This window comes from Vibrio sp. 1151_11 (assembly GCF_029478525.1).
Lineage (GTDB): Bacteria > Pseudomonadota > Gammaproteobacteria > Enterobacterales > Vibrionaceae > Vibrio > Vibrio anguillarum.
In genome coordinates, this window is record NZ_SHMN01000001.1 from 1 (window position 1) to 20,623 (window position 20,623).

Annotated in this window: 15 protein-coding genes and 1 pseudogene; 5 read left to right on the top strand and 11 right to left on the bottom strand. The window is 45.6% G+C overall.

Going from position 1 to position 20,623, the window contains the following annotated elements:
- A pseudogene (locus EXZ60_RS00005) lies at positions 1 to 136 on the top strand (IS4 family transposase); the annotation flags it as partial.
- A gap of 33 nt (positions 137 to 169) precedes the next feature.
- Here EXZ60_RS00005 and EXZ60_RS00010 read toward each other — a convergent pair.
- The 8 genes from EXZ60_RS00010 to EXZ60_RS00045 all read right to left on the bottom strand — a co-directional run bounded on the left by EXZ60_RS00010 (position 170) and on the right by EXZ60_RS00045 (position 10,835).
- The gene (locus EXZ60_RS00010) at positions 170 to 1,183 is read right to left on the bottom strand and encodes a substrate-binding domain-containing protein (protein WP_026027775.1); all 1,014 of its coding nucleotides are present in this window, start codon (positions 1,181 to 1,183) and stop codon (positions 170 to 172) included.
- Between the two features lie 63 nt (positions 1,184 to 1,246).
- On the bottom strand, positions 1,247 to 3,847 hold the full coding sequence (locus EXZ60_RS00015; protein WP_194567159.1) for a glycoside hydrolase family 3 protein: 2,601 nt from the start codon (positions 3,845 to 3,847) through the stop codon (positions 1,247 to 1,249).
- Positions 3,847 to 4,941 carry a sn-glycerol-3-phosphate ABC transporter ATP-binding protein UgpC gene (ugpC, locus tag EXZ60_RS00020; RefSeq protein ID WP_013868152.1) on the bottom strand — a complete coding sequence of 365 codons (1,095 nt, stop codon included), beginning with the start codon at positions 4,939 to 4,941 and terminating at the stop codon, positions 3,847 to 3,849. Before ugpC ends, EXZ60_RS00015 begins: the two co-directional genes overlap by 1 nt.
- Positions 4,942 to 5,021: 80 nt before the next feature.
- The gene (locus EXZ60_RS00025; protein WP_017044900.1) at positions 5,022 to 5,888 is read right to left on the bottom strand and encodes a carbohydrate ABC transporter permease; all 867 of its coding nucleotides are present in this window, start codon (positions 5,886 to 5,888) and stop codon (positions 5,022 to 5,024) included.
- A 4-nt stretch (positions 5,889 to 5,892) separates the two neighbouring features.
- Positions 5,893 to 6,879, bottom strand: coding sequence for a sugar ABC transporter permease (locus EXZ60_RS00030; protein ID WP_277435072.1), 987 nt, complete (start codon positions 6,877 to 6,879; stop codon positions 5,893 to 5,895).
- Between the two features lie 94 nt (positions 6,880 to 6,973).
- A complete protein-coding gene (locus tag EXZ60_RS00035) occupies positions 6,974 to 8,221 on the bottom strand; it encodes an extracellular solute-binding protein (RefSeq protein ID WP_017050243.1) in 1,248 nt (415 codons plus the stop codon).
- A gap of 30 nt (positions 8,222 to 8,251) precedes the next feature.
- Positions 8,252 to 9,259 (bottom strand): LacI family DNA-binding transcriptional regulator, encoded by a 1,008-nt coding sequence (locus EXZ60_RS00040; protein WP_017044901.1) that lies wholly within the window; start codon positions 9,257 to 9,259, stop codon positions 8,252 to 8,254.
- Between the two features lie 337 nt (positions 9,260 to 9,596).
- Complete coding sequence (locus EXZ60_RS00045) at positions 9,597 to 10,835, bottom strand: carbohydrate porin (RefSeq protein WP_277435073.1); 1,239 nt, start codon at positions 10,833 to 10,835, stop codon at positions 9,597 to 9,599.
- 460 nt (positions 10,836 to 11,295) lie between these two features.
- Between EXZ60_RS00045 and EXZ60_RS00050 the strand changes: the two genes are divergently transcribed.
- The 3 genes from EXZ60_RS00050 to EXZ60_RS00060 all read left to right on the top strand — a co-directional run bounded on the left by EXZ60_RS00050 (position 11,296) and on the right by EXZ60_RS00060 (position 14,074).
- Complete coding sequence (locus EXZ60_RS00050) at positions 11,296 to 12,630, top strand: MATE family efflux transporter (protein WP_277435074.1); 1,335 nt, start codon at positions 11,296 to 11,298, stop codon at positions 12,628 to 12,630.
- A 99-nt stretch (positions 12,631 to 12,729) separates the two neighbouring features.
- Positions 12,730 to 13,359 (top strand): hypothetical protein, encoded by a 630-nt coding sequence (locus EXZ60_RS00055; protein ID WP_017043842.1) that lies wholly within the window; start codon positions 12,730 to 12,732, stop codon positions 13,357 to 13,359.
- The gene (locus tag EXZ60_RS00060; RefSeq protein WP_013868161.1) at positions 13,337 to 14,074 is read left to right on the top strand and encodes an MBL fold metallo-hydrolase; all 738 of its coding nucleotides are present in this window, start codon (positions 13,337 to 13,339) and stop codon (positions 14,072 to 14,074) included. The genes EXZ60_RS00055 and EXZ60_RS00060 overlap by 23 nt, the downstream gene beginning before the upstream one ends.
- A 42-nt stretch (positions 14,075 to 14,116) precedes the next feature.
- Here EXZ60_RS00060 and EXZ60_RS00065 read toward each other — a convergent pair whose 3' ends face one another.
- The 3 genes from EXZ60_RS00065 to EXZ60_RS00075 all read right to left on the bottom strand — a co-directional run bounded on the left by EXZ60_RS00065 (position 14,117) and on the right by EXZ60_RS00075 (position 19,877).
- Positions 14,117 to 15,361 carry an MFS transporter gene (locus tag EXZ60_RS00065; RefSeq protein WP_026027773.1) on the bottom strand — a complete coding sequence of 415 codons (1,245 nt, stop codon included), beginning with the start codon at positions 15,359 to 15,361 and terminating at the stop codon, positions 14,117 to 14,119.
- Between the two features lie 256 nt (positions 15,362 to 15,617).
- Positions 15,618 to 17,246, bottom strand: coding sequence for a methyl-accepting chemotaxis protein (locus EXZ60_RS00070; RefSeq protein WP_277435075.1), 1,629 nt, complete (start codon positions 17,244 to 17,246; stop codon positions 15,618 to 15,620).
- Positions 17,247 to 17,516: 270 nt separating this feature from the next.
- The gene (locus EXZ60_RS00075; RefSeq protein ID WP_026027772.1) at positions 17,517 to 19,877 is read right to left on the bottom strand and encodes an ATP-binding protein; all 2,361 of its coding nucleotides are present in this window, start codon (positions 19,875 to 19,877) and stop codon (positions 17,517 to 17,519) included.
- Positions 19,878 to 20,086: 209 nt separating this feature from the next.
- Here EXZ60_RS00075 and EXZ60_RS00080 point away from each other — a divergent pair, with 209 nt between their 5' ends.
- On the top strand, positions 20,087 to 20,599 hold the full coding sequence (locus EXZ60_RS00080; protein ID WP_277435076.1) for a hypothetical protein: 513 nt from the start codon (positions 20,087 to 20,089) through the stop codon (positions 20,597 to 20,599).
- Positions 20,600 to 20,623: the final 24 nt, after the last annotated feature.

A 20,623-nucleotide genomic window follows, 5' to 3' on the forward strand; every position in this document is an offset into this window, starting at 1 on the left:
ACCTCGTCAGTTAAAGGGTTTTCACAACATGGCTGAAAGCTTAATACTTGAAGGGCGAAGGGAAAGAACATTCCCTAGAACAGTTAAGCCTAGACCACAACGGTATGCTAAGAACAAAAATGCCGTTCACTCTTAAGTGAACGGCATTACCTCTAACGAGGGCTTTTTATTAACGGTAGATAGACTTTGTGGACTCTCGCACAATTAAATCGATAGGGGGTAACCTAGCATCGTGCCTCTCACCACTGAGCAAGTTGAGAATGGAATGCGCACACACCGCACCGATCTCTTCAATTGGTTGGCGTAATGTCGTTAGGGCCGGAGTGAAATACTGAGAGACAGGTAAGTCATCAAAACCAATCACTGAAACATCATCTGGCACTCGCACTCCGTGATCAGTTAACGCCTTAATGGCACCATAAGCCGTTTGATCATTAGCAGCAAAAATAGCCGAGAAATGGACTTTCGACTGCAACAGTTCAACCGTCTTTTCATACCCACATTCAGAGCTAAAGTCACCTTGTTTAATGAGTTTAGGCATAGGCTTAATTCCCGCTTCACGAAGCGCTTTTTGGTAGCCAGTGAAACGTGCGGTTGAATCAGGCTGATTAGCGAGCCCTTTTATATGAGCAATGTTCACGTGCCCTAATTGCAATAGGTGCAAGGTGGCAATATAACCGCCGAGTACATTGTCCACATTAATGCAACGTACATTATTACTAACAATTTGGTGGCCGACAGCAATGATGGGAATCGATTGAGCATATTTGAGGATTTGATCGCTTTTTAAACTGCCTGTCACTATGATCATTCCATCGACATTGCTTCTGGCAAGATACTCCAGTGCATGTGCTTCCAAGTTTTTCTGCCACTGACCTGTGGCAATCACCAGTGAATACCCTTGGGTCATTAATACCTTCTCCATGTCATTCAGAATTCGACTGGTGTGAGGGCTCTCTGCGTGCTGCACTAATACACCAATAGTCATCGAACGCTTATTGCCTAGATGACTGGTTGGGTAACTAGGTTTGTAACCAAGGGTTTTAATTGCACGTTCAATATTTTGGCTTTTTTCATCCGATACGTAAGTTGTGCGATTCAAAAAACGAGAGACAGTGCTTGCCGAAACTTCGGCAAGCTTAGCGACATCATAAACAGTGGGTGCTTTCTTTGATTTTCTCATGGCGATGTTTGGCCCTTTAGAAGCACTCCTTCTCCACACGGAGAAGGAGTCTATCGTTTCTTTTTACTGTGTATCCCAACATATATTGGCGATCACAAATTGACACTCACCATTAGTAAATAATGAGAAGGGCGTGTCGAGATGAGTAAAACTTAATCCCTGCTCAGAGAAATGTGAACAAGCAATGTTCACGCGCGTAAAGCTATCATTGACGGTGGAAAAGTAGTGGCTGACGTCCACTTTAACCACGCTATCAATATCCCCCAAACATCCAGGAACAACGGCGCGTTGCAGTGACAAATAAACAGGTTCTGTTGCCGCTCTGAGCACTTTAATCTCAAAACTGACCACACCATGCGCATTATCGTAATGGCTGAAATCTTCCGCTTGCCCTAGCCCCGTTTGCGCATAAACCATTGCTCCTCCCCCCAGAATTTCTACCTCAACGGCGTCTTGCTGCTGCTGGTAGTTATACGGCTTAGTTCGGACAGCACCGAGTTTCATCACGTTGTTGCGTGAGACATCCACGCCCATCCAATGTTCAGCATCCGACACTTTAAGTTGATAATCGCCTATCGTCGCCATAATGCCATACAGATGCTCTGCACGTGTTGCTTGCCATTTTGCTTCTTCTGAGTCGATATCTAAATCAAGGTTATCCAAATCTCGAGTTTGTTTTTTTTCAGCGTAATTAAGCCCATAACCGTATTCAAATAAAGGAGCATGTTCCCCAACAGGAGACTGCTCACATTCAGGCACGACATAATTGGGAATATGAGGAGGAATACGGTTCACACAGGTGCTGCGCTTTTTATTGGGCCAACTGAATGACAAGGTACCAGAGAAGTCGATATTAACTTCACCATTCTCTTTAGCCACTAAAACATCAGTAATGCCACGTCCTTCGCTGCCGGGTAAAAATGCCGCAACAAAAGCATCAGACAAGGATATTTCTTCATTGACAAACAGTGGACGACCGCTAAAGAAAATCGATACCACTTTTACGCCGCGCTTATGAAATGCTTTGATTTTTTCGCTATCTGCTCGGTAGCGACGTTTCAAGGTTGAAAACTCCAAAGATTGCCACGCTTTGATGTCACCCATCATTTCAGAATAAGGATCTTCACCAAACACCACAACCGCAATATCACCCGCTTGCCAATCACCTGCTAATTCTGGATCGTAGCAAACATTATCTATGCCCAATTCGGCTTCTAACGCCATTTTCACTGTGGTGGCTCCGGGGAAATCGGCTAAGTTATTTTCATCCCCTTGCCAAGTGAGGTTCCACCCGCCCGCTTGCTTTTGCAAATCATTGGCGCCGCTGCCCGTTAACACAACCTTGCACCCACGTTTGAGCGGTAAAATACCCTTGTTATTTTTCAACAGTACCATCGATTGCTGCACGGCTTGGCGAGCGATAGCACGATGTTCAGAGCAACCAATCAGTGACTGCTGACCAGCCAAAGCTCGCGCTGAAGGATGCGGTTTTTTCCATAAACCCGCGCGCATTTTCACCCGTAAAATACGCGTCACAGCATCATCAATTCGGCTCTGGCTCAGTACTCCACTTTTTGCATCGCTCACCGCCTGACGATAGGCCGATTGCCAATGCTCACGGATAGGGATCATTAAAATATCGTTACCCGCATTGATAGCGTAAGTCGCATTACCATCGGTACATTTACTGACTTCAGAATGACCATGCCAATCGGTTACAACTAATCCATCAAAGCCCATTTGATCTTTCAAAACATCAGTGAGTAGGTACTTACTGCCATGAATTTTGAGGTTGTAATCACCTGAAATGTGCGGTGCGTGATCGTAGTTCGCTTGGTTATCCCACGAATTAAATGAAGACATCACCACTTGCGCACCGGCATTAAGGCCACTGAAATAGCCCATGGCATGCACGTTACGCAGCAGATCTTCACTGTAAGTATTGCTGCCGCGATCAACACCATTCACTGTGCCGCCATCGCCCACCCAATGTTTGACGTTTGAGATCACATGATGCTCACCTTGTAAGTCAATGGCGTCACCTTGCAAACCTGCGACCATTTCACTGGCATAAACATAAGTCACTTCGGGGTCTTCAGAGTAACCTTCATAGCAGCGCCCCCAACGCAAATCACGAGGGGTGGCTACGGTTGGTGCAAAGGTCCAATCAATACCCGTCGCGGCGATTTCCAGCGCGGTAATACGGCCAATTTTGCGAATTAAGGCAGGATTGCGCGCGCACCCCAACCCAATATTGTGCGGAAATACGGTTGCACCAAAGACGTTATTGTGGCCGTGTACTGCGTCAGTCCCCCACATAAACGGAATATGAAATGGGCGACCTTCATAAGCTTTTTCTGCGGCAAACCAGTATTCATCTGCTTTCGCTACCCATTCACTGGCTGGTGCATGTTTATTGCTGTTTGGCCAAGAGCCACCACCATTGAGTACCGTACCAATCTTATAATCGATGATTTCTTGCGGCGTAATATCGCGGATTTCTGGTTGGATAATCTGGCCAATTTTTTCTTCTAAGGTCATCAACCCTATGATTCTTGCTACTTGCTGTTCAATTTCAGGGTCAGCTTTGATTGCTGATTCTATTTTGGGCCAAACGTCGAAATAAGGGGCTTGCTTTATTATTGTCATCGTCTTGTTCACCATTAAAAACTGGCCAATGAGTTTTCACTCAGCGCATCAAAAATATGAATCGCATCTAGGTCGAGATAGAGTGTAACCTTCGTCACCTCTACCTCTGCCGCTTGGGTTTCCACCATCAAAGGCTGGCCTGCAACATGGGTTTTCAACAAAATACTCGCACCGAGCAACTCTTTATCTTTGAGCGTAACGGCGATTGGCAAGACGCGTTCATGGTTAACTTGTTCTGCGCGTAAGTGAATATCGGTGGGACGAATACCGACATGCAATGCGAGGTTTTTAGACGCATGCGCTTTAAATCGCTCGGGAAGCGGGATAAAGATGTCACCCAGTTGGATAAGCCATTCGCCATCTTGCTGGATAAGTTGTGCATCAAGCATGTTCATCGAAGGGTTACCAATAAACTGCGCCACAAATTTGTTCGCCGGGCGTTGAAACACCTCTGTTGGCGTACCGACTTGCGCAACATAGCCATCTTTGAGGATCACAATGCGATCAGCGAGCGTCATGGCCTCAATTTGATCATGCGTAACATAAATAGTGGTGGTTTTAAGCTGACGATGTAACTGCTTGATCTCTTCGCGCATCACACCACGAAGTTTGGCATCTAAGTTAGAAAGTGGCTCATCAAACAAGAACACTTTTGGCGTACGCACCATGGCACGCCCCATCGCCACGCGTTGGCGTTGACCGCCAGATAACTCTTTAGGCTTACGATCAAGGAGCGGATCAAGCTCTAACATTTTTGCCGCTTTACGCACTTCCTTATCGATTTCAGTTTTTGGCATGCCTTTTAACTTCAATGCGAACGCGATGTTTTCATACACGCTCATATGTGGGTAAAGCGCATAACTTTGGAACACCATCGCTAAGTCTCTATCTTTGGCATCTACGTTATTCATCCACTTGTCACCAACGTAAATATCACCAGCAGTAATAGACTCCAGCCCCGCCAACATGCGTAAGGTGGTTGATTTTCCGCAACCCGATGGGCCAAGAAATACCACAAACTCACCATCATTCACCGTGAAATCAAAATGCCTAACAACATCCACATGACCAAACGACTTCTTAATGTTCTTAAATTCAACTTTTGCCATAATTTTTCTCCTTCACACTGCGCCTTCTTTCAACAAAACCACGCCAGCATGAGTAACTAAAATGAGGGATTAAAGGCCAATTAGCCTTTTACTGCACCGGATGTTAAGCCGCTTATCATCTGTTTGGACGCAAAGAGATAGATAGTCACCAGCGGCAATATAGAAATGGTGGTGCCAAGCATCACCGCACCCCAAGGCGTATTTGGAATGCCTTGCACGCTACGTAACGCCTGAGTAATGACGTAGTTTTCTGGCGATGTGAGCACCACTAACGGGTTCATAAAGCTGTTCCAGAAAAAAACAAACTGTACAATCGCCAATGTCGCCAATGCTGGTTTCATCAACGGCAAAACAACGCTCCAGTAAGTACGAAACTCTCCCGCGCCATCGAGTTTGGCCGCTTCTAATAACTCTTTAGGAATAGAGGCCATCACGTGTTGGCGCATTAGAAAAATCCCAAATGGAGTGGTGGTAAACGGCAGCCAAACCGCCATGTGGTTATCCATCAAACCCAGAAATTTCACGATCATAAAATAGGGGATCAAGCTCAAGACGGGTGGGATCATCATGGAAGCCACCAACATGCCAAATAGCGCGTTCTTACCTTTGAACTGAAACACAGCAAATGCGTAACCGCCCATACTGCAAAACAACAGTGAGATAGTGGTGCCTAAAAAGGCAATGTAGATAGAGTTAAACATCGCCTGCCAAAATGGCATAATCTGCAACAGCTTTGCATAGTTAATGGCTAAGCTATCCCCAATGGCAAAGCTGATGCCTGAACCGAAGATTTCCGTACGATCGCGCGTTGACAGCAGCGCCGACCACAAAAATGGGAAAACTGTGATCAACGCCGAGACAATCAATACAACCGCCAGTAGCGCCATCATTACTTTAGTGATGAGTTCAATGCTGCGATCACTGAGTTTTAAAGCGTGGATTGACATGCTATTACTCCCCCAACCCTTTTTTACCAAAGAAGAAAAACTGAATCGCAGTACAAGTTGCAATCAGCGCAAACAGCAGCCAAGAAATAGCGGATGCCGTGCCCATATCTAGCCACTCCCAACCCACTTTGTAGAGGTACATTGAGATAGTTAAGCCTGCTTGGCCTACGCCTCCGGTGCCGCGCGTTAATACAAACGGTTCTTCAAACAGTTGTAAGTTGCCAATGATGGTCATGGTGACGGCAAAGAAAACGAAAGGGCGAATCATCGGCAGTGAGATATTCCAAAAACGGCGAAAGGCGTTGGCACCATCCATCCGCGCGGCTTCTAAAATTTCTTTGGGAATGGTCATTAAACCCGTGGTGTACAACACGATGTTAAAACCGGTGTATTTCCAAAAAACCATGATGGCAATCGAGGGTTTGATCATGTTGGCATCATCTAACCAACGGATAGGTTGATACTCATTAAGCCAAGAAAATGCCCAGCCAAAGACACTGCTATCAGCTAAAGCCATTAAGCTTTGGTTGATGATGCCCGAATTGGGTGAATACATATTGAAGAAGATGAGCGACGCCGCCACCGTTGAGGTAATGAATGGCAAAAAATAAGCGGATGTCAGCCAATGACGCAGCCGATCGCCCAATGAAACCAAAATATAGGCCACTGGAATAGCCACTAAATGTTGAGCGACGCCCGAGGTTATCGCCAACCACAATGTATTGCTTAATGAACGCCACAACCAAGGGTCGGTCAATGCAACTTGGTAGTTATCAAATCCCACATAATTCATGGCGGCAACCCCTTCGACGGGGTTCCACGCATGAAAAGAGAGATAGACAGAAAACAGGAGAGGAAAAACTCCAAAAACAGAAAAAATAATCAAAAACGGCAATAGAAACCCGTACGGTGTAAGCGCTTTCAAACTCAGGTGAGAAAAAAAACGTCGACCCGATGGCGCTTGCACAGCGTTGCTCGTAACGTGATTCATAATAACGACCTCTTAGGCATAACATCATGCCTTCTATAACTTACGCTTAGTGAACCACCAGCACCGCTGGCGGTTCTTTTTAATGATGACCGTGCTATTGCATATTACGGGTACGACGCTGAATTAAACGTTCTGCATCTTTCAGTGCGGCTTTGATGTCTTTGCCTTCATCCAACACTTCCATCAGTGCATTTTCTAAGATGATAGAACGAGCCACATGGTCGCCTTTCGCAGGCGCGACTGGTTTGATGTTTTTTGCCACATTCGCAAACAACAAACGCGCTTTTTGACCACCTAGAAATTCAATTTCTTCATTGAACATTGGGTCATCGTAAGTCGTGACATTAGAGGGGAACGCGGCAATCGTTTCGAACGCTTTAAGCTGCACATCACGGTTGGTTGTCATGTACTCAATCAGCTTCCACGCTTCATCTTGATGTTTTGACTGAGTAGGGATTGAGAGAAATGAACCGCCCCAACTGCCGTAAATACCATCAGGAAGGTTTGATACGGCCCATTTGCCTGCTGTATCTGGCGCAATCCAGTTTTTCAGATGTCCGAGTAACCACGCACCAGAAAGCTGAGTGGCAAAAGTACCGTTACGGAAACCTTCATACCATTCGTTAGACCACGCTAAAATTCGGCCATCTAGCCCTTTTTCACGAATCGTTTTTGCCACTTCAAATGCATGTACAAAACGTTCGGAAGTGACAACTGAATTTCCCTTACTATCAAAATACAATCCTTCGCCGTCAGGAACCGTGGTAAAAATGATCGCTTGTGCCACATCAGCGGCGGATGCAATCAGCTGTACGTTTTGTTTCTTCAATATTTCACCGGCTTTGATGTAGGAGTCCCAATCTTTTATCGCTTGATTGATGTCAATCCCCGCCTTTTCAAACACATCGGTTCGGTAGTACATCACGCCTGGGCCAAGGTCGACAGGAATGCCATACATATGGCCATCACCACCCTTGCCTTGTGCCCAAGCATAAGGTGCGAAACGGTCTTGGAATTTGTCCGCGCCATATTTTTCCGACAAATTGACTAAGCCACCGGAGGCAACAAAGGGGCCAATTTTCTCTACATCAACCACAATCACATCCCCCGCTCCGGATCCTGTGGCAAGGTTCGTCGTCAGCTTGGTGTGGTGGTCGCCGTGGTTATTCATTAAATAGTCAACCTTGATACCACTCTTTTGTTCAAAGTCCGGCAATAAGACTTTCAAACTGCTATCAAAGTCGGGGAAACCGTCTAAACGGATGGTGTGGTCGGCAGCATATGTAAGCGAAGAAAATCCTAAAGCCACGGCGCTTGATAGCACTAAGGTCTTAAATTTCATAATTCATCCTTAATATCTTTATTGTTAGGTTTATAGGGTGTTGAGTAAATTTTTGACGGAGTCTCGTATCACCAACGAAGGGGATAATTTGAAGTTCACGTCGCGTTTGTTTTTGTGCAGCTTTTGAATAACGAGCTGAACCGCTTCTAAGCTCATCTGTTCAAGAGGGAAATTCACGGTCGTTAACGCTGGGGTGAGGTAACGCGCGAATAAAATATCGTCAAATCCAACCAAGGATATGTGTTGTGGTATTTGCAACCCGACACGGCGCAACTCTTCAAATGCACCAAATGCCATATGATCGTTTGAAGCAAATACGGCGCTAAATTCACAGTGACGCATCAATAATTTGCGCATCGCTTTGACGCCGGATTCTTCGGTAAAACCAGCTTCAGACACGAGCGCTTCTTCATAGTCAAGCCCAGCCTCCTCCAACGCTTTTCGGTAGCCTTGCAAACGGCCTCGCGCATCAGATTTATCCAATGGCCCAGTAATACAAGCAATTCGTTGATGACCCTGACTGAGTAAATACTGTGTCGCCAAAAAGCCACCTATCTCGTTATCAATGTCAATACAGCTGCTGGCCATTTCAGGAATAAAACGGTTCACTAGCACCAAATGAACCCCTTGTTGATCCAATTCAATCAAGTAGTCATCGGTTAGATGTTGAGTATGGAGAATTAACGCATCGACTCGACGACCTAGCAGAAATTGCACCGACTCTTTTTGCCCTTGCTCTGTGTTCGAGCCTGCCGTCACGACGACGTGGTAGCCAAACTTACGCAGTTGCTCTTCAATGTTGTGCAAAATGCTTGAATAAAAAGGGCCCCCTAATTCCGGTACTATGATGCCGATGCTTCCCGTACGGCTTGAAGCCAATGCTTGAGCAATAGAATTGGGGCGGTAACCAAGATCTTTAATCGCCTTTTCGACTCTGAGTTTTTTATCGTGGCTAACACGGCTAGTTCCATTAATCACCCGCGACACCGTCGCTTGCGATACACCTGCATGTTCAGACACATCTTTAATTGTCGCCACTCTCGCCTCACAACATTACTGACAAAACCAACAAGAAACCGCTTTCATGAGCTAGTATTCAAGATATCCCCTCGCTTTAGCGTGAGAGAAATCACATCGAAATAGGCACACAAATGACAATTATCTAAACATTGAAAGCCACAGCAGTTTCCCAAGCAGCCATGAAACTGTTTCATGGCAATCGGAAGAGAGAAAAAGATGGTGGCCGATTACCGTAAATAAAAAAGGGCCACTAATGTGGCCCGAAAGCGTAAGTGTATCGCTGGAGGTTAAAAACCACGGCAGGCATCGAGCGAGCCGTGAAAAAAGAATGGACAGTTAATGATCAAATATGGGGTTACCACCACGCTTCCCACATCGCGCCAATCGTTACCGTATCTGGGTTACTTGCGGCTTTAAATAGGCCGTCTTTGTCGATCACAGTTTCGTTATCGGCATCACCCAAAGTGGCATAGAAACGGAGCATTGGTCGAGCGCCTGCACCTTTACCAAACGAAATGTTCTGCGATAGTGTCACTTTCCAAGAAGAGTTGGTGGCGTCGATGTTGTCAAAATCTACAACATCATAGCCAGCTTCTAACCACGTTGAGCTGGTCTCATCCCAAAAATACATCGGGCGGACCAACACGTTGTAGTTAGTACGGTCATACTGTTTGTATGCGCCATCTTCGTAGGCTTGATAAGCCGCTAGGTATTCGATCGCCGCATTGTCTCCCAGCGCCTTACTCCCATCAAAGCTCACCAACAACGCTGATTGATTCTCCGTTTTCCAAAAAACACTGTCTTTGGCGTTATCAGCATAACGCACCACCAAACGGTCATCCCCAAACTTCAATTCACCCGCCACTTGAAACGCGTTGAGTTTTTTGGCCGTTGGATCCGAATTGTCATCAAAGCCGTAGTTAGCATAAATGCTGAGATTGGTTGTATCAGAAAATTGAATGCCGTGGATTTTGGTGGTCAATGCGTAATTACCATCTGGATGATCGCTAGGAGAAGCTCCCGTTGCACTGACGACACTGGCGTCGAATTTAATGCCTCCTAGATTAAGGTTGTAGAAACCACCACCTTGCCCATCATGCGTCATCCAAAAATAGTCGTTCAAATTCGTTGAAATACGTTGGTGAAAGTCTCGACCAGCCCATACATAAAGTTCAGGTTGGCTTTCAAAAATGTTGGTTCCGCCAGCGTAAGCTTTAGGCACACCCACCTCATCACCCCAATGGTTGAACATCACCACCACATCCCAAATAGCACCGCTGTCACTGACGAATCCTTTACCAAATTGGAACTCACCACCGTTACCTTCGTTTCCTAAACGGCCTGTTGAGTTACCGTTTAAACGGCCATTGGTTTCAACCAGTTTGACATCGCCATTTTGGTAGGCTGCGCCATAGCGAGCATAACCAGAAAATACGATACCCGCAGGAACTTTTATATCCGGCGTCAGCACCAGCGGTTGTTGTTCTTTATCCAACACCTCAGGATTTGGCATTGGATCGTTGGCAAAAGAAGGAGCAGAAGAGAGTACGGCAGCCACAGCTAGGGATAGAGGTAGAAGCTTATAATTTTTCATGTTAAGTCCTATTAATCACTTGGTTTGTTTTTGTTCTGTGGTCAGTTTAAAAAATGAAACAAGTGAAAATTAGGTGTCGCTTCACAGCGCGCTCGACTGCTTTTGGCGATGAAACTGAGGAAGAGCGTTATTGTTATTTTTTATTAACACCATCAATACATTAAACGTAAATTGATTCACAAAACAGAAATGAAATCGGTTTCATTTCATAGAAATAGGACGAGTTCATCACGAGATTAACGCTCAAGCATTCACCAAGCGGTTAGATTTTTATGAAATATTTCATCAATATGATGATTTTCATGTCATTGCACGGAACAACTCGATGGGGATGGACGTCGCTCTCTTCACGTATAGCTGTTAACATACTCAACGCACATAACGTACAAACCATTCTGAGCTTGTTTTTCACCGCAGAGGCCACATATTAAAACCTCTACCCATATAGTTGAGCCGAGCAATGTCAAACACCACCCCGTTATCTCCACCTTCACTCACGCGCCAACTCTTGCAAATGACTTGGCCGATGATGTTTGGTGTGCTGTCCCTCATGAGCTTCCAACTGGTCGATAGTGCGTTTATCGGCCAACTTGGCGTGTTACCCCTTGCCGCGCAAGGGTTTACATTACCCATTCAGATGATCATTATTGGCCTTCAGGTTGGGCTTGGCATTGCGACCACAGCGGTGATTGCTCGCGCATTGGGTGCGGGCCAAATTCGCTACGCGAAGCAGCTTGGTGGGTTAGTCGTCGCTATCGGCAGCATTGGGGTTGCTCTGTTTTCAGTGATTATCTATTTACTGCGTCATCCCATCTTAGCGCTACTCAGCGCTCCTCAATCTGTGTATCAGATCGTCGACAGCTACTGGATTTATTGGTTAATCAGTGCTTGGGTGGGCGCGGTGCTGTATTTTTTATACAGCCTGTGTCGAGCCAATGGTAATACCATGTTGCCGGGTACTATGATGATGGTCACCAGCATTTTAAACCTGATTTTAGACCCTATTTTTATCTTCACTTTTGATTTGGGTATTGAAGGCGCGGCGCTGGCGACCATTTTAGCCTTTGGGATTGGCGTGTTCGTGGTTGCGCCCAAGGTGTCGAAAAGACACTGGATGCTGTTTGATTGGTCAGATTTGGATGTAGGGAAAAGTATTCGCTCTATCAGCCATATCATGGGGCCGGCCATGATAAGCCAGCTTCTTCCACCGCTTTCTTCGATGCTGGCAACCAAACTATTGGCCAGTTTCGGCACCGCAGCTGTCGCGGCCTGGGCGTTAGGATCTCGTTTTGAGTTTTTTGCGATGGTCGCAATATTGGCATTAACTATGTCGATGCCACCGATGGTGGGTCGTTTGCTTGGCGCAGGCCAATTGCAAGACATTCGAAAATTGGTTCGTGTTGCGTGCCAATTTATTCTTGGGTTTCAGCTCATCATCGCCGTGGTGACCTATTTATTATCCGGCCACCTTGCAGTGCTGATGACCAGCGAACAAAGTGTCGAATCCATTTTGCACTGGCACTTAATGATCGTGCCAATCAGTTTAGGGCCGCTTGGTATCTGCATGTTAATGGTCTCGGTTTCTAATGCGTTAGCAAAATCATACACCGCCTTAACCATTTCCGCGCTGCGCCTGTTTGTGTTCTTCTTGCCCTGTTTATGGGTTGGCGCTCAAATAGCGGCACTGCATGGCCTGTTTATCGGGGCGTTGGTCGGTAACATCCTCGCAGGCCTTGCCGCGTGGGCGATGTACCAACGTGCACTTCGGCAAGTTGAGCAGCAGAAAAACCATTGAGTTTAGGTAACACAGAGCCAAAACGAGCAATCTAGTCTCAAAAATATGAATCTGGTCTATAGTTAACACACGTTAAGTTGATGAATATTTTCGATAACTATGGACAACAAACCGGTTTTCGTAATTGCGGCGGAAGTGGCAGCAGAGCTAAACCAAAGCGTACTCATTGCAAAAAAATTACTGCTTGTCGCCAGCAATGCCAGAGCTCTGGCTCTGCGTGCGGGCGAAAGTGCCGCAGGTTTTCGGCCAATTACTGATTCGATTGACGATTTAGTCCGCGTCACGCTAGAGGCGTCGCACACCATCAACTTGAAGGCGCAGCGTATCAGCCAACTCGCAACCGCAAGGACTCGTGCACGCGCTGCGCTTGAACGTTTTGAAAATGTGTATATACAAGCGCATAACGCTCGGCATTTACACAGTTTGGATGTCGTACATCATCAGAACCAAGAGGAATATAGCAAACTCAGTCACAGTTTCTACTCTGAAGCTCAAAACCTGCACGAGTTATTGCAAACCTTGTACGACAACCTGCGCATTGCACAAATCATCTCGATCATGCTGAGCGTGGAAGCCTCTCAAGCAGATGAGCGATATCAAGCCCAACTGCAAAGCATTGCGAATAACGTCGCTGAACTGGCAAAAGAAATTCAAGCTCACGTCATGCTATCGCTCAAAACATTCTCTCTCTTTTCTCAGGTGAACTATGCAATCAAAAATACTATTTGAACGCGGCCATCATCGCTGGGTGATGTTTGCTCGCGATCCAAACAAACCAGAAAAAATCATTGATACCAACCAATATATGATAGTCAATCGTGATCAAGCGATATTGCTAGACCCCGGTGGCATTGAACTGTTTTCGGCGATGCTCGGTTGCGTCGTGAAAGAAGTGCCGATTGAACATATCAAGCATCTTTTTGCCTCTCACCAAGATCCAGACATCATCTCTTCCCTCGGTTTATGGGATAAAGCACTGCCCAGTGCAACATTACATTCACCTTGGTTGTGGGAAGGGTTTATCCGCCATTTTGGTATGGAGTCAATTCAATTCTCCCCCATCAAAGATGAAGGTGGAAAAGTGTCCTTATCAGGTCACGACCTGCACTTTATCCCAGCACATTACATGCACTCTTCTGGTAACTTTTCGGTTTACGACCCTGATGCAAAAATATTGATGTCTGGCGATATTGGTGCCGCGCTCGACAGCCCTAACGCCTCTTTTTTTGTAGAAGATTTTCAAAGCCATATTCCAAAAATGACTTATTTTCATCAACGTTGGATGCCATCTAACCGCGCCAAAAGTGATTGGATTGAGCGAGTCAGCCAGCTAGATATTGAGATGATGTGTCCGCAACATGGCGCTATTTTTCGGGGCGATGATGTTCAACGATTTTTGGAATGGCTAGATAAGTTGGAAGTTGGCGTAGCGATAAAAAAATAGCGATGTTAAGGCTCTCGATGAGAGCCTTACAAAAAGAGCAAATTAAGCTTGAGTAATGGGTTCACGCTCGACCGTATCGGGCTGATGCTCTGCGACCCAGTAAAGCCAAATCATCACTAAGCACAGCACAAAGCAAAGGCCAAACAGCCAGTTTGAATTGAGGTATCCAATCACCGCCCCCCCAACCAGTGGCGCAATCGCAAAACCTAATGAGTAAAGCGCGGCGGCACCAAAGTAAGAACCACGCAAATGGGCGGGAGCCATACGGTCTATTTGTACGTTTAAGGTTGGAAAAGCAATGACTTCGCCCATACTCAAAACAAAGCAAGCAAGCGCCCAACCAATCGGTAAATCTGCAGGGGTAAACAGAAAGCCGAGTTGCGCAAGCCCCATCAATAACATGCCGATCCGAGTTCGTACAAACAGCGGGACGTTTTCCAACCACTTCAGCATTGGGAACTGGAAGATGATAATGGTCATGGTATTTACCAGCACTAACCCTGCGACAATTTGCGCTGCATCGGCGGCACTGGTGCGTACAATCACTTGTGGAATAGACGATTCTACCTGCCCATAGATGAACATCATGATGAAGTTCGCCACCATCAACTTCACAAAAATATTATCTTTACTGATCACTCTTAGCGTCGAAGAAAAATTAGGCAAACCAGAGCGATCGGGTTTGGTGTAGCGCCCTTTACGTTCAATACCGAGCAGCAGCCAAAAGCCAAACAATAAATACGTGCCGCCGGTAAAGAAAAAGAGAGTTTGTGGGTGAGAAAGCCCAAACGTAATCCCAAGCAGTGGCCCAATGGCACCACCTAGATTGAGTAGGAAATAGCGGATGTTGAGCGCCAGCTCGCGATCTTTCAAATTCGGCAAGTTATCACCAATCACTGCTTTGCCCGGCGCTTCAATCATTGGTCGCATTAAACCAGTAAGGACGATAAGCACGTAAAACTGCCAGATTTGATCAGCCACACCAATGCCACTGTAGGCAAATGCAGCCATCACACTGCCAAGAACCATCACCCACTTGCGACCAAATTTGTCGGAAAGATACCCTGAATACAACCCAGTAATTGCTCCTACAACAGCAGAGGTCGCCAGCATTCCACCCACTTCAATCGGCGATGCACCATAATCTTGGTAAAGAAACACGATCAAAAATGGCCATGCCATGAAAAAACTGGTACGAGCAATCAATGTTCCGGTTAATACCGTCCACACTGAAAAATTAAACCTTTTTACCCTTTCTAAACGAAATAAGCTTTCCTCTTTCGCCATAAAAACACTCCTTACTTTCAGCCACTTGACCATGCGTTCACACGATGAACATCACATTTCTAGTTCTTATTGGGTCAATATATGAAGATAATGTTAATAAAGATAGTGTTTTTTATACGAGGGAGATCGAATCATAAAAACAAACAGATAACCCCAAAAAACCTAGTTATTTCGGATGGTTAGATATTCTTTGATTCATAAAAAAACCGCATAACCTTTCGAGTTATGCGGTTGAGACTAGGAAATAGTAGTCGATTTATAGTTTGAAGAAGGCGAGCTGCGCTTTTTGCTTCTCGGCCAATTGTGACAGTTCGGCACTGGCACTGGCGCTCTGGCTGATACCCGTTACGTTTTGATTTACAAGCTCAGACATATTAACCACGTTACGGTTAATATCTTGCGTGACTTGCGACTGCTCTTCTGCCGCAGTCGCCACTTGGGTATTTGAATCATTGATGTCTGAAACCGATTCCGTGATCCCAACAAGTGCATCATTTGCTCGTTGCGTTAACTCACCGTTACGCGCAAGCATCTCAATGCTGGTTTGCATACTATCGTTTGCAAGAATCGATTGGCTTTGCAGCTCTTCAATGATAACTCGAATCTCTTTAGTTGAACTCTCAGTACGTGCAGCAAGCATGCGAACTTCATCAGCCACGACCGCAAAACCACGACCAGTCTCACCTGCACGTGCCGCTTCAATAGCCGCATTCAGTGCCAATAAGTTGGTTTGCTCAGAGACACCTCGGATCACTTCAACGACATCGTTGATCTGCTCTGATTGCTCTTTTAGACGCAGAACTACGCTCGCAGCATGATTCAGCGCTTCTGACATTTGTAAGCTCGCTTGGGCGCTCTCTTTAAAAATAGCTAAGCCTGATTTAGCAAGTTCATCCGCTTCGCGAGCGGTTGAATCAGCGACCGTTGCGTTATCACTCACGTTGTTTGCTGTGCTCGCAAGTTCATTCACCGCCGAAGCAACTTGTTCAATTTCACTCAACTCTTGTTGTGCATTTGACTCTGCTTGCGTCATCACCGCAGCCAGCTCGGTTGAAGCTGACGCCACTTCTTCACTAATACGGTTTAAATGATCTACCGTAGCATGTAACTGAGAGGTAGTCGTATTGACATCTTTACCCAACTTTGAGATTTCATTCTCGCCATCCGCATCAGCGCGAATGGTTAAGTTCCCCTGCGCTAATTCACGCATTACAGCTTGTAACTTTTGAATCGGGGCCACAATCATATTTGAAAGGATCCAAGCCATCGCAAGAGAGAGCGAAAGTACAGACAGAACAGTGACCATAGCCGTGTTCATAACACGAATGTTGTCTTTGTCGCTTTGAGCCAATGACTGCGTCGCTTGTTGGTTCACTTGCTGCGAAAGATCATTTATCGCATTGACCATTTGCTCACCACTTTGACGAAATTGCGTAATAAATGCTGTGTATTCTGCTTCAGAGGTCATCCCTTGATCGCGACGGTTAAAAAATTCCACCATTTTCGTCGACATATCAACGTAATGTCCGATGCTTTTATGAACTACCTCAACATCGCTCCGATAAAGCTCATCTTGTCGCATTTTGCTCAAATTGCGCTCTACTTCTTCCAGGCCATTTTTTAACTCAGCTAAGAATGTGGCGCGACGAGCGGGATCATAAATAGCGTATACCGCACTAATACGCAGCGGATAAACGGTATCGTCCACACTGGCAAGAGCATCTTTATATTCAACGAGCCGATCAGTACTGTTCGACACTTTGATTTGTTCATTTTGGAGATTACTTTTGGTTATCCACAGTGCAATAAGTAAAGCGAAAGTGGTTAACAAAACGGGTAATAAAACTTGTACGCGAATTGACAAATTTTTCAGTGAAAAATGCATTTAAAAGCCTCGATTAAAATAACATTCGCATCCATGCCTTGGGACTAATCCCACGGACTAAACAAGAGCAAACAATAGACAAAATTCACATTTTTGTCCATGAAATAATATAATGCAATTCATATAGTTATGAGCATATAGTCGTCAACACAATGACTAGATACCAATAAGACAATATAAGTTAAATTATGATGATTTATGAAGAAAAATGACCACTTGCTAGGTGGTCATTGAGGTGGTTAGTACTGAAGAATTTATTCTTCGATAAGGCTATTTTCTAAGCGCATTCAGTTTGGCTTGTGCTAAACCGAAGATGGTATCAACCGGGTAGCTGCCATCTTCTGTTGCTTCGCCTGCGGGTTTGCCAGTAAAGAGCTCAACCGCTTCAGTGACATGTTCAATAGCCCAGATATTGAACTCCCCTTTCTCGACCGCTTTAACAACGTCAGCGCGTAGCATCAGATTGTGCATGTTTGAACGAGGAATGATGACACCTTGCTGGCTGGTTCGCCCTTTGATTGCACACACATCAAAGAAACCTTCAATTTTCTCATTCACACCGCCAATCGGCTGCGACTCACCAAATTGGTTCATCGAACCTGTGATCGCAATATCTTGGCGATTAGGCCGTTTAGAAAACGCAGACACAATCGCACAGAATTCGGCCATGCTGGCACTATCACCATCCACACCACCGTATGATTGCTCAAATGTGATGGTCGTGGTGAGTGGTACGCGCGCCGTACGGCCAAATACCGAAGAGAGATACGCGGATAAAATCATCACACCTTTAGAGTGGATGCTGCCACCCAGATCGACACTGCGCTCGATATCGATAATGTCACCATCGCCATAGGAAGTGGTGGCGGTAATACGGTTTGGCGCACCAAACATATGATCGCTGGTGCTCAATACCGACAGCGCATTCACCTGCCCGACCGCCATGCCTTGCGTTTGGATTAGCGTTGTACCGTTAACATACGACTCCATCACACTGTCTTGCAGGCGGCTCACACGCATCTCTTGGTTGCTGAGCGCCTCTTCGACATGATTCTGGCGGATCATGTTTGAATTCGCCTGCTTCGCCACATAGTTAGATTCGCGTAACAAATTGGCAATATGCGCCGAATGAAGTGACAGTTTGCCTTGATCGCCCGTTGTACGTGAACTGTGTTCAATGATGCGTGCAATCGCTTTACGGTCGCAATGCAGCATATTGTTGTCGTGCACTATGCTCGAAATAAAACGCGCGTAATGTAGCTCGGTATCGGGCGTACGTTTCATCTCATCTTCAAAATCGGCCGTTACTCGGAACAATTCGCTAAATTCAGGATCGTAATGAGTCAGCAGCTGATAGGTGTGGTAATCACCAAATAGGATGATTTTCACATTTAGCGGGATAGGCTCTGGGTCAAGTGAAACCGTCCCTGTTAGCGTGACCTCTTTTTCCAAAGAGGTAAAACTCATTTGGCGTGAACGCAGCGCGCGCTTTAAACCGTCCCAAACATAGGGCTGCTCAAGCACTTTCACCGCATCCATCAACAGCACACCACCATTGGCTTTATGTAAACTACCCGCTCGAATCAACGAAAAATCGGTAAATACTGTGCCTTTAAAAGTCGCCGTTTCGATATAACCAAATAGAGAGTGGTAGTTCGGGTTCTCTTCTACCACGATCGGTAGCTTGTCAGAAGGCTGGCTGACCAGTACATTGACTTTGTAGCGACGCGGCAGACGCTTATCTAAAGAAGCTGTCGCGACTTCGCCTTGCTCACTGTCTTCATCTAAGAAAATGTCCGCATTATCGACGATGTCTTTTTGTAACTCCGTGAGATACGTTTTGATGTCTGGGTAGCCAGAATAATCTTGCTTAAGCTGCTTAATAAAGTGGGTAATGACACCAAGCGTTACTTCATCATTGAGCTTTTTGATCTTCTCACTGTAGGAGTCTTCCCATTCGGTCAGTTGACGTACCATATTGCGTAGGCTGATTTCTAGCTCATCAATGGTATGACTAAAGTGCTCTTGCTCTTTTTTAGACAAGGCGTCAAAGGACTCTTCGGTGTGCATCTCTTCACCGTTCATCGCAACAAATTGATAGTCGCCTTGAGTGGTGATGGTTAAGCTAATGCCTTTATCTTTGGCTTCTTTACTGATGCTATCCAATTCACTTTGCTGTTTTTGTGCCATCTGATTTTTCAGTTTATCGGCACGAGCAAAGTAAATCTCGTTATCAAAAGCTAACGGGATCGCATTGACCAACTTATTCATTAACTTTTCAATGTCTTGCTTGAGTTTAACCCCAATACCCGAAGGTAACTTCAGCACTTTTGGGGTTCGAATATCGCTGAAATTGGCCACATAACACCAATCAAACAACGCATCGACATCATGCTGATGGCGGTTTAAATAGCGCAAAATCATCGTACGTTTGCCCAACCCATTACGGCCAATAGCGTAGATGTTGTAACCCTTCTCTTTGATCGACATTGCAAATTCGACCGCTTTTTGCGCCCGTTCTTGCCCCACAATCTCATCAACTGGGTCTAACTCCTTAGTTGATTTACAAGGGAGTTTTTCTAACTGGGCAACGTGGTAGAGCTGCTCTGCATTCAATCGTTGAATCGCCATCACTCCGCTCCTTAGCTTTTGGATTCTTGTTGTAGTTTGACCTAAGTGTAGAAGCAATTCATTTATATTTTAGCGAGTTACACCTTATTCGCGTTTAACCGAACAAATAATAAACAATCACCACACTTAAAATCGCAAATAACAATTATTTGCATTTGATAATGAATTGCATTTAAATAAGTGAACGCCGTCATTCTGGAGAATTGAGTATGGACTTACAACAGTGCTGGACAAGCTATCTCAAGGCTGAACAACTATTAGCGCAGGGGCATTGGCCACAAGCACACTGTTTGTTTGAAGATGTACTGCATCATATGCCAAGCCATATTCAATCAGCGCTAAACTGCGAACATACAAAACCTTGCCAGTTGGTGTGCTTGATCTCTGGGCTATGTGATGCTGCTGTTTCTCAATCTGAAATTTTCAACCACTTGGGCCAGCATAAACAAGCCTTTGATGTCTTAAATCAATCTTATGCTCTGCTGCAGTTTACTGCGATTGAGCCCAATGCCTTGGTTAACCGCCTTGCCAACGTACTCACCAAACAAAGCGATGACTTGCTAAAACATATGGCTGCTTTTTGTTCAGCGCAGCGCAGTGCGACTTGGATGTTGGAGTTCGAACACGTACAAAAAGCGCACCACTATTTCAACCAACTCAAACGTTATAACCAAGTACAGGCTCAAGTTCCGTCGTCAAACTGTCATTGTTCAACTGAATAATCACCATAGAGTTACCATTCCGGA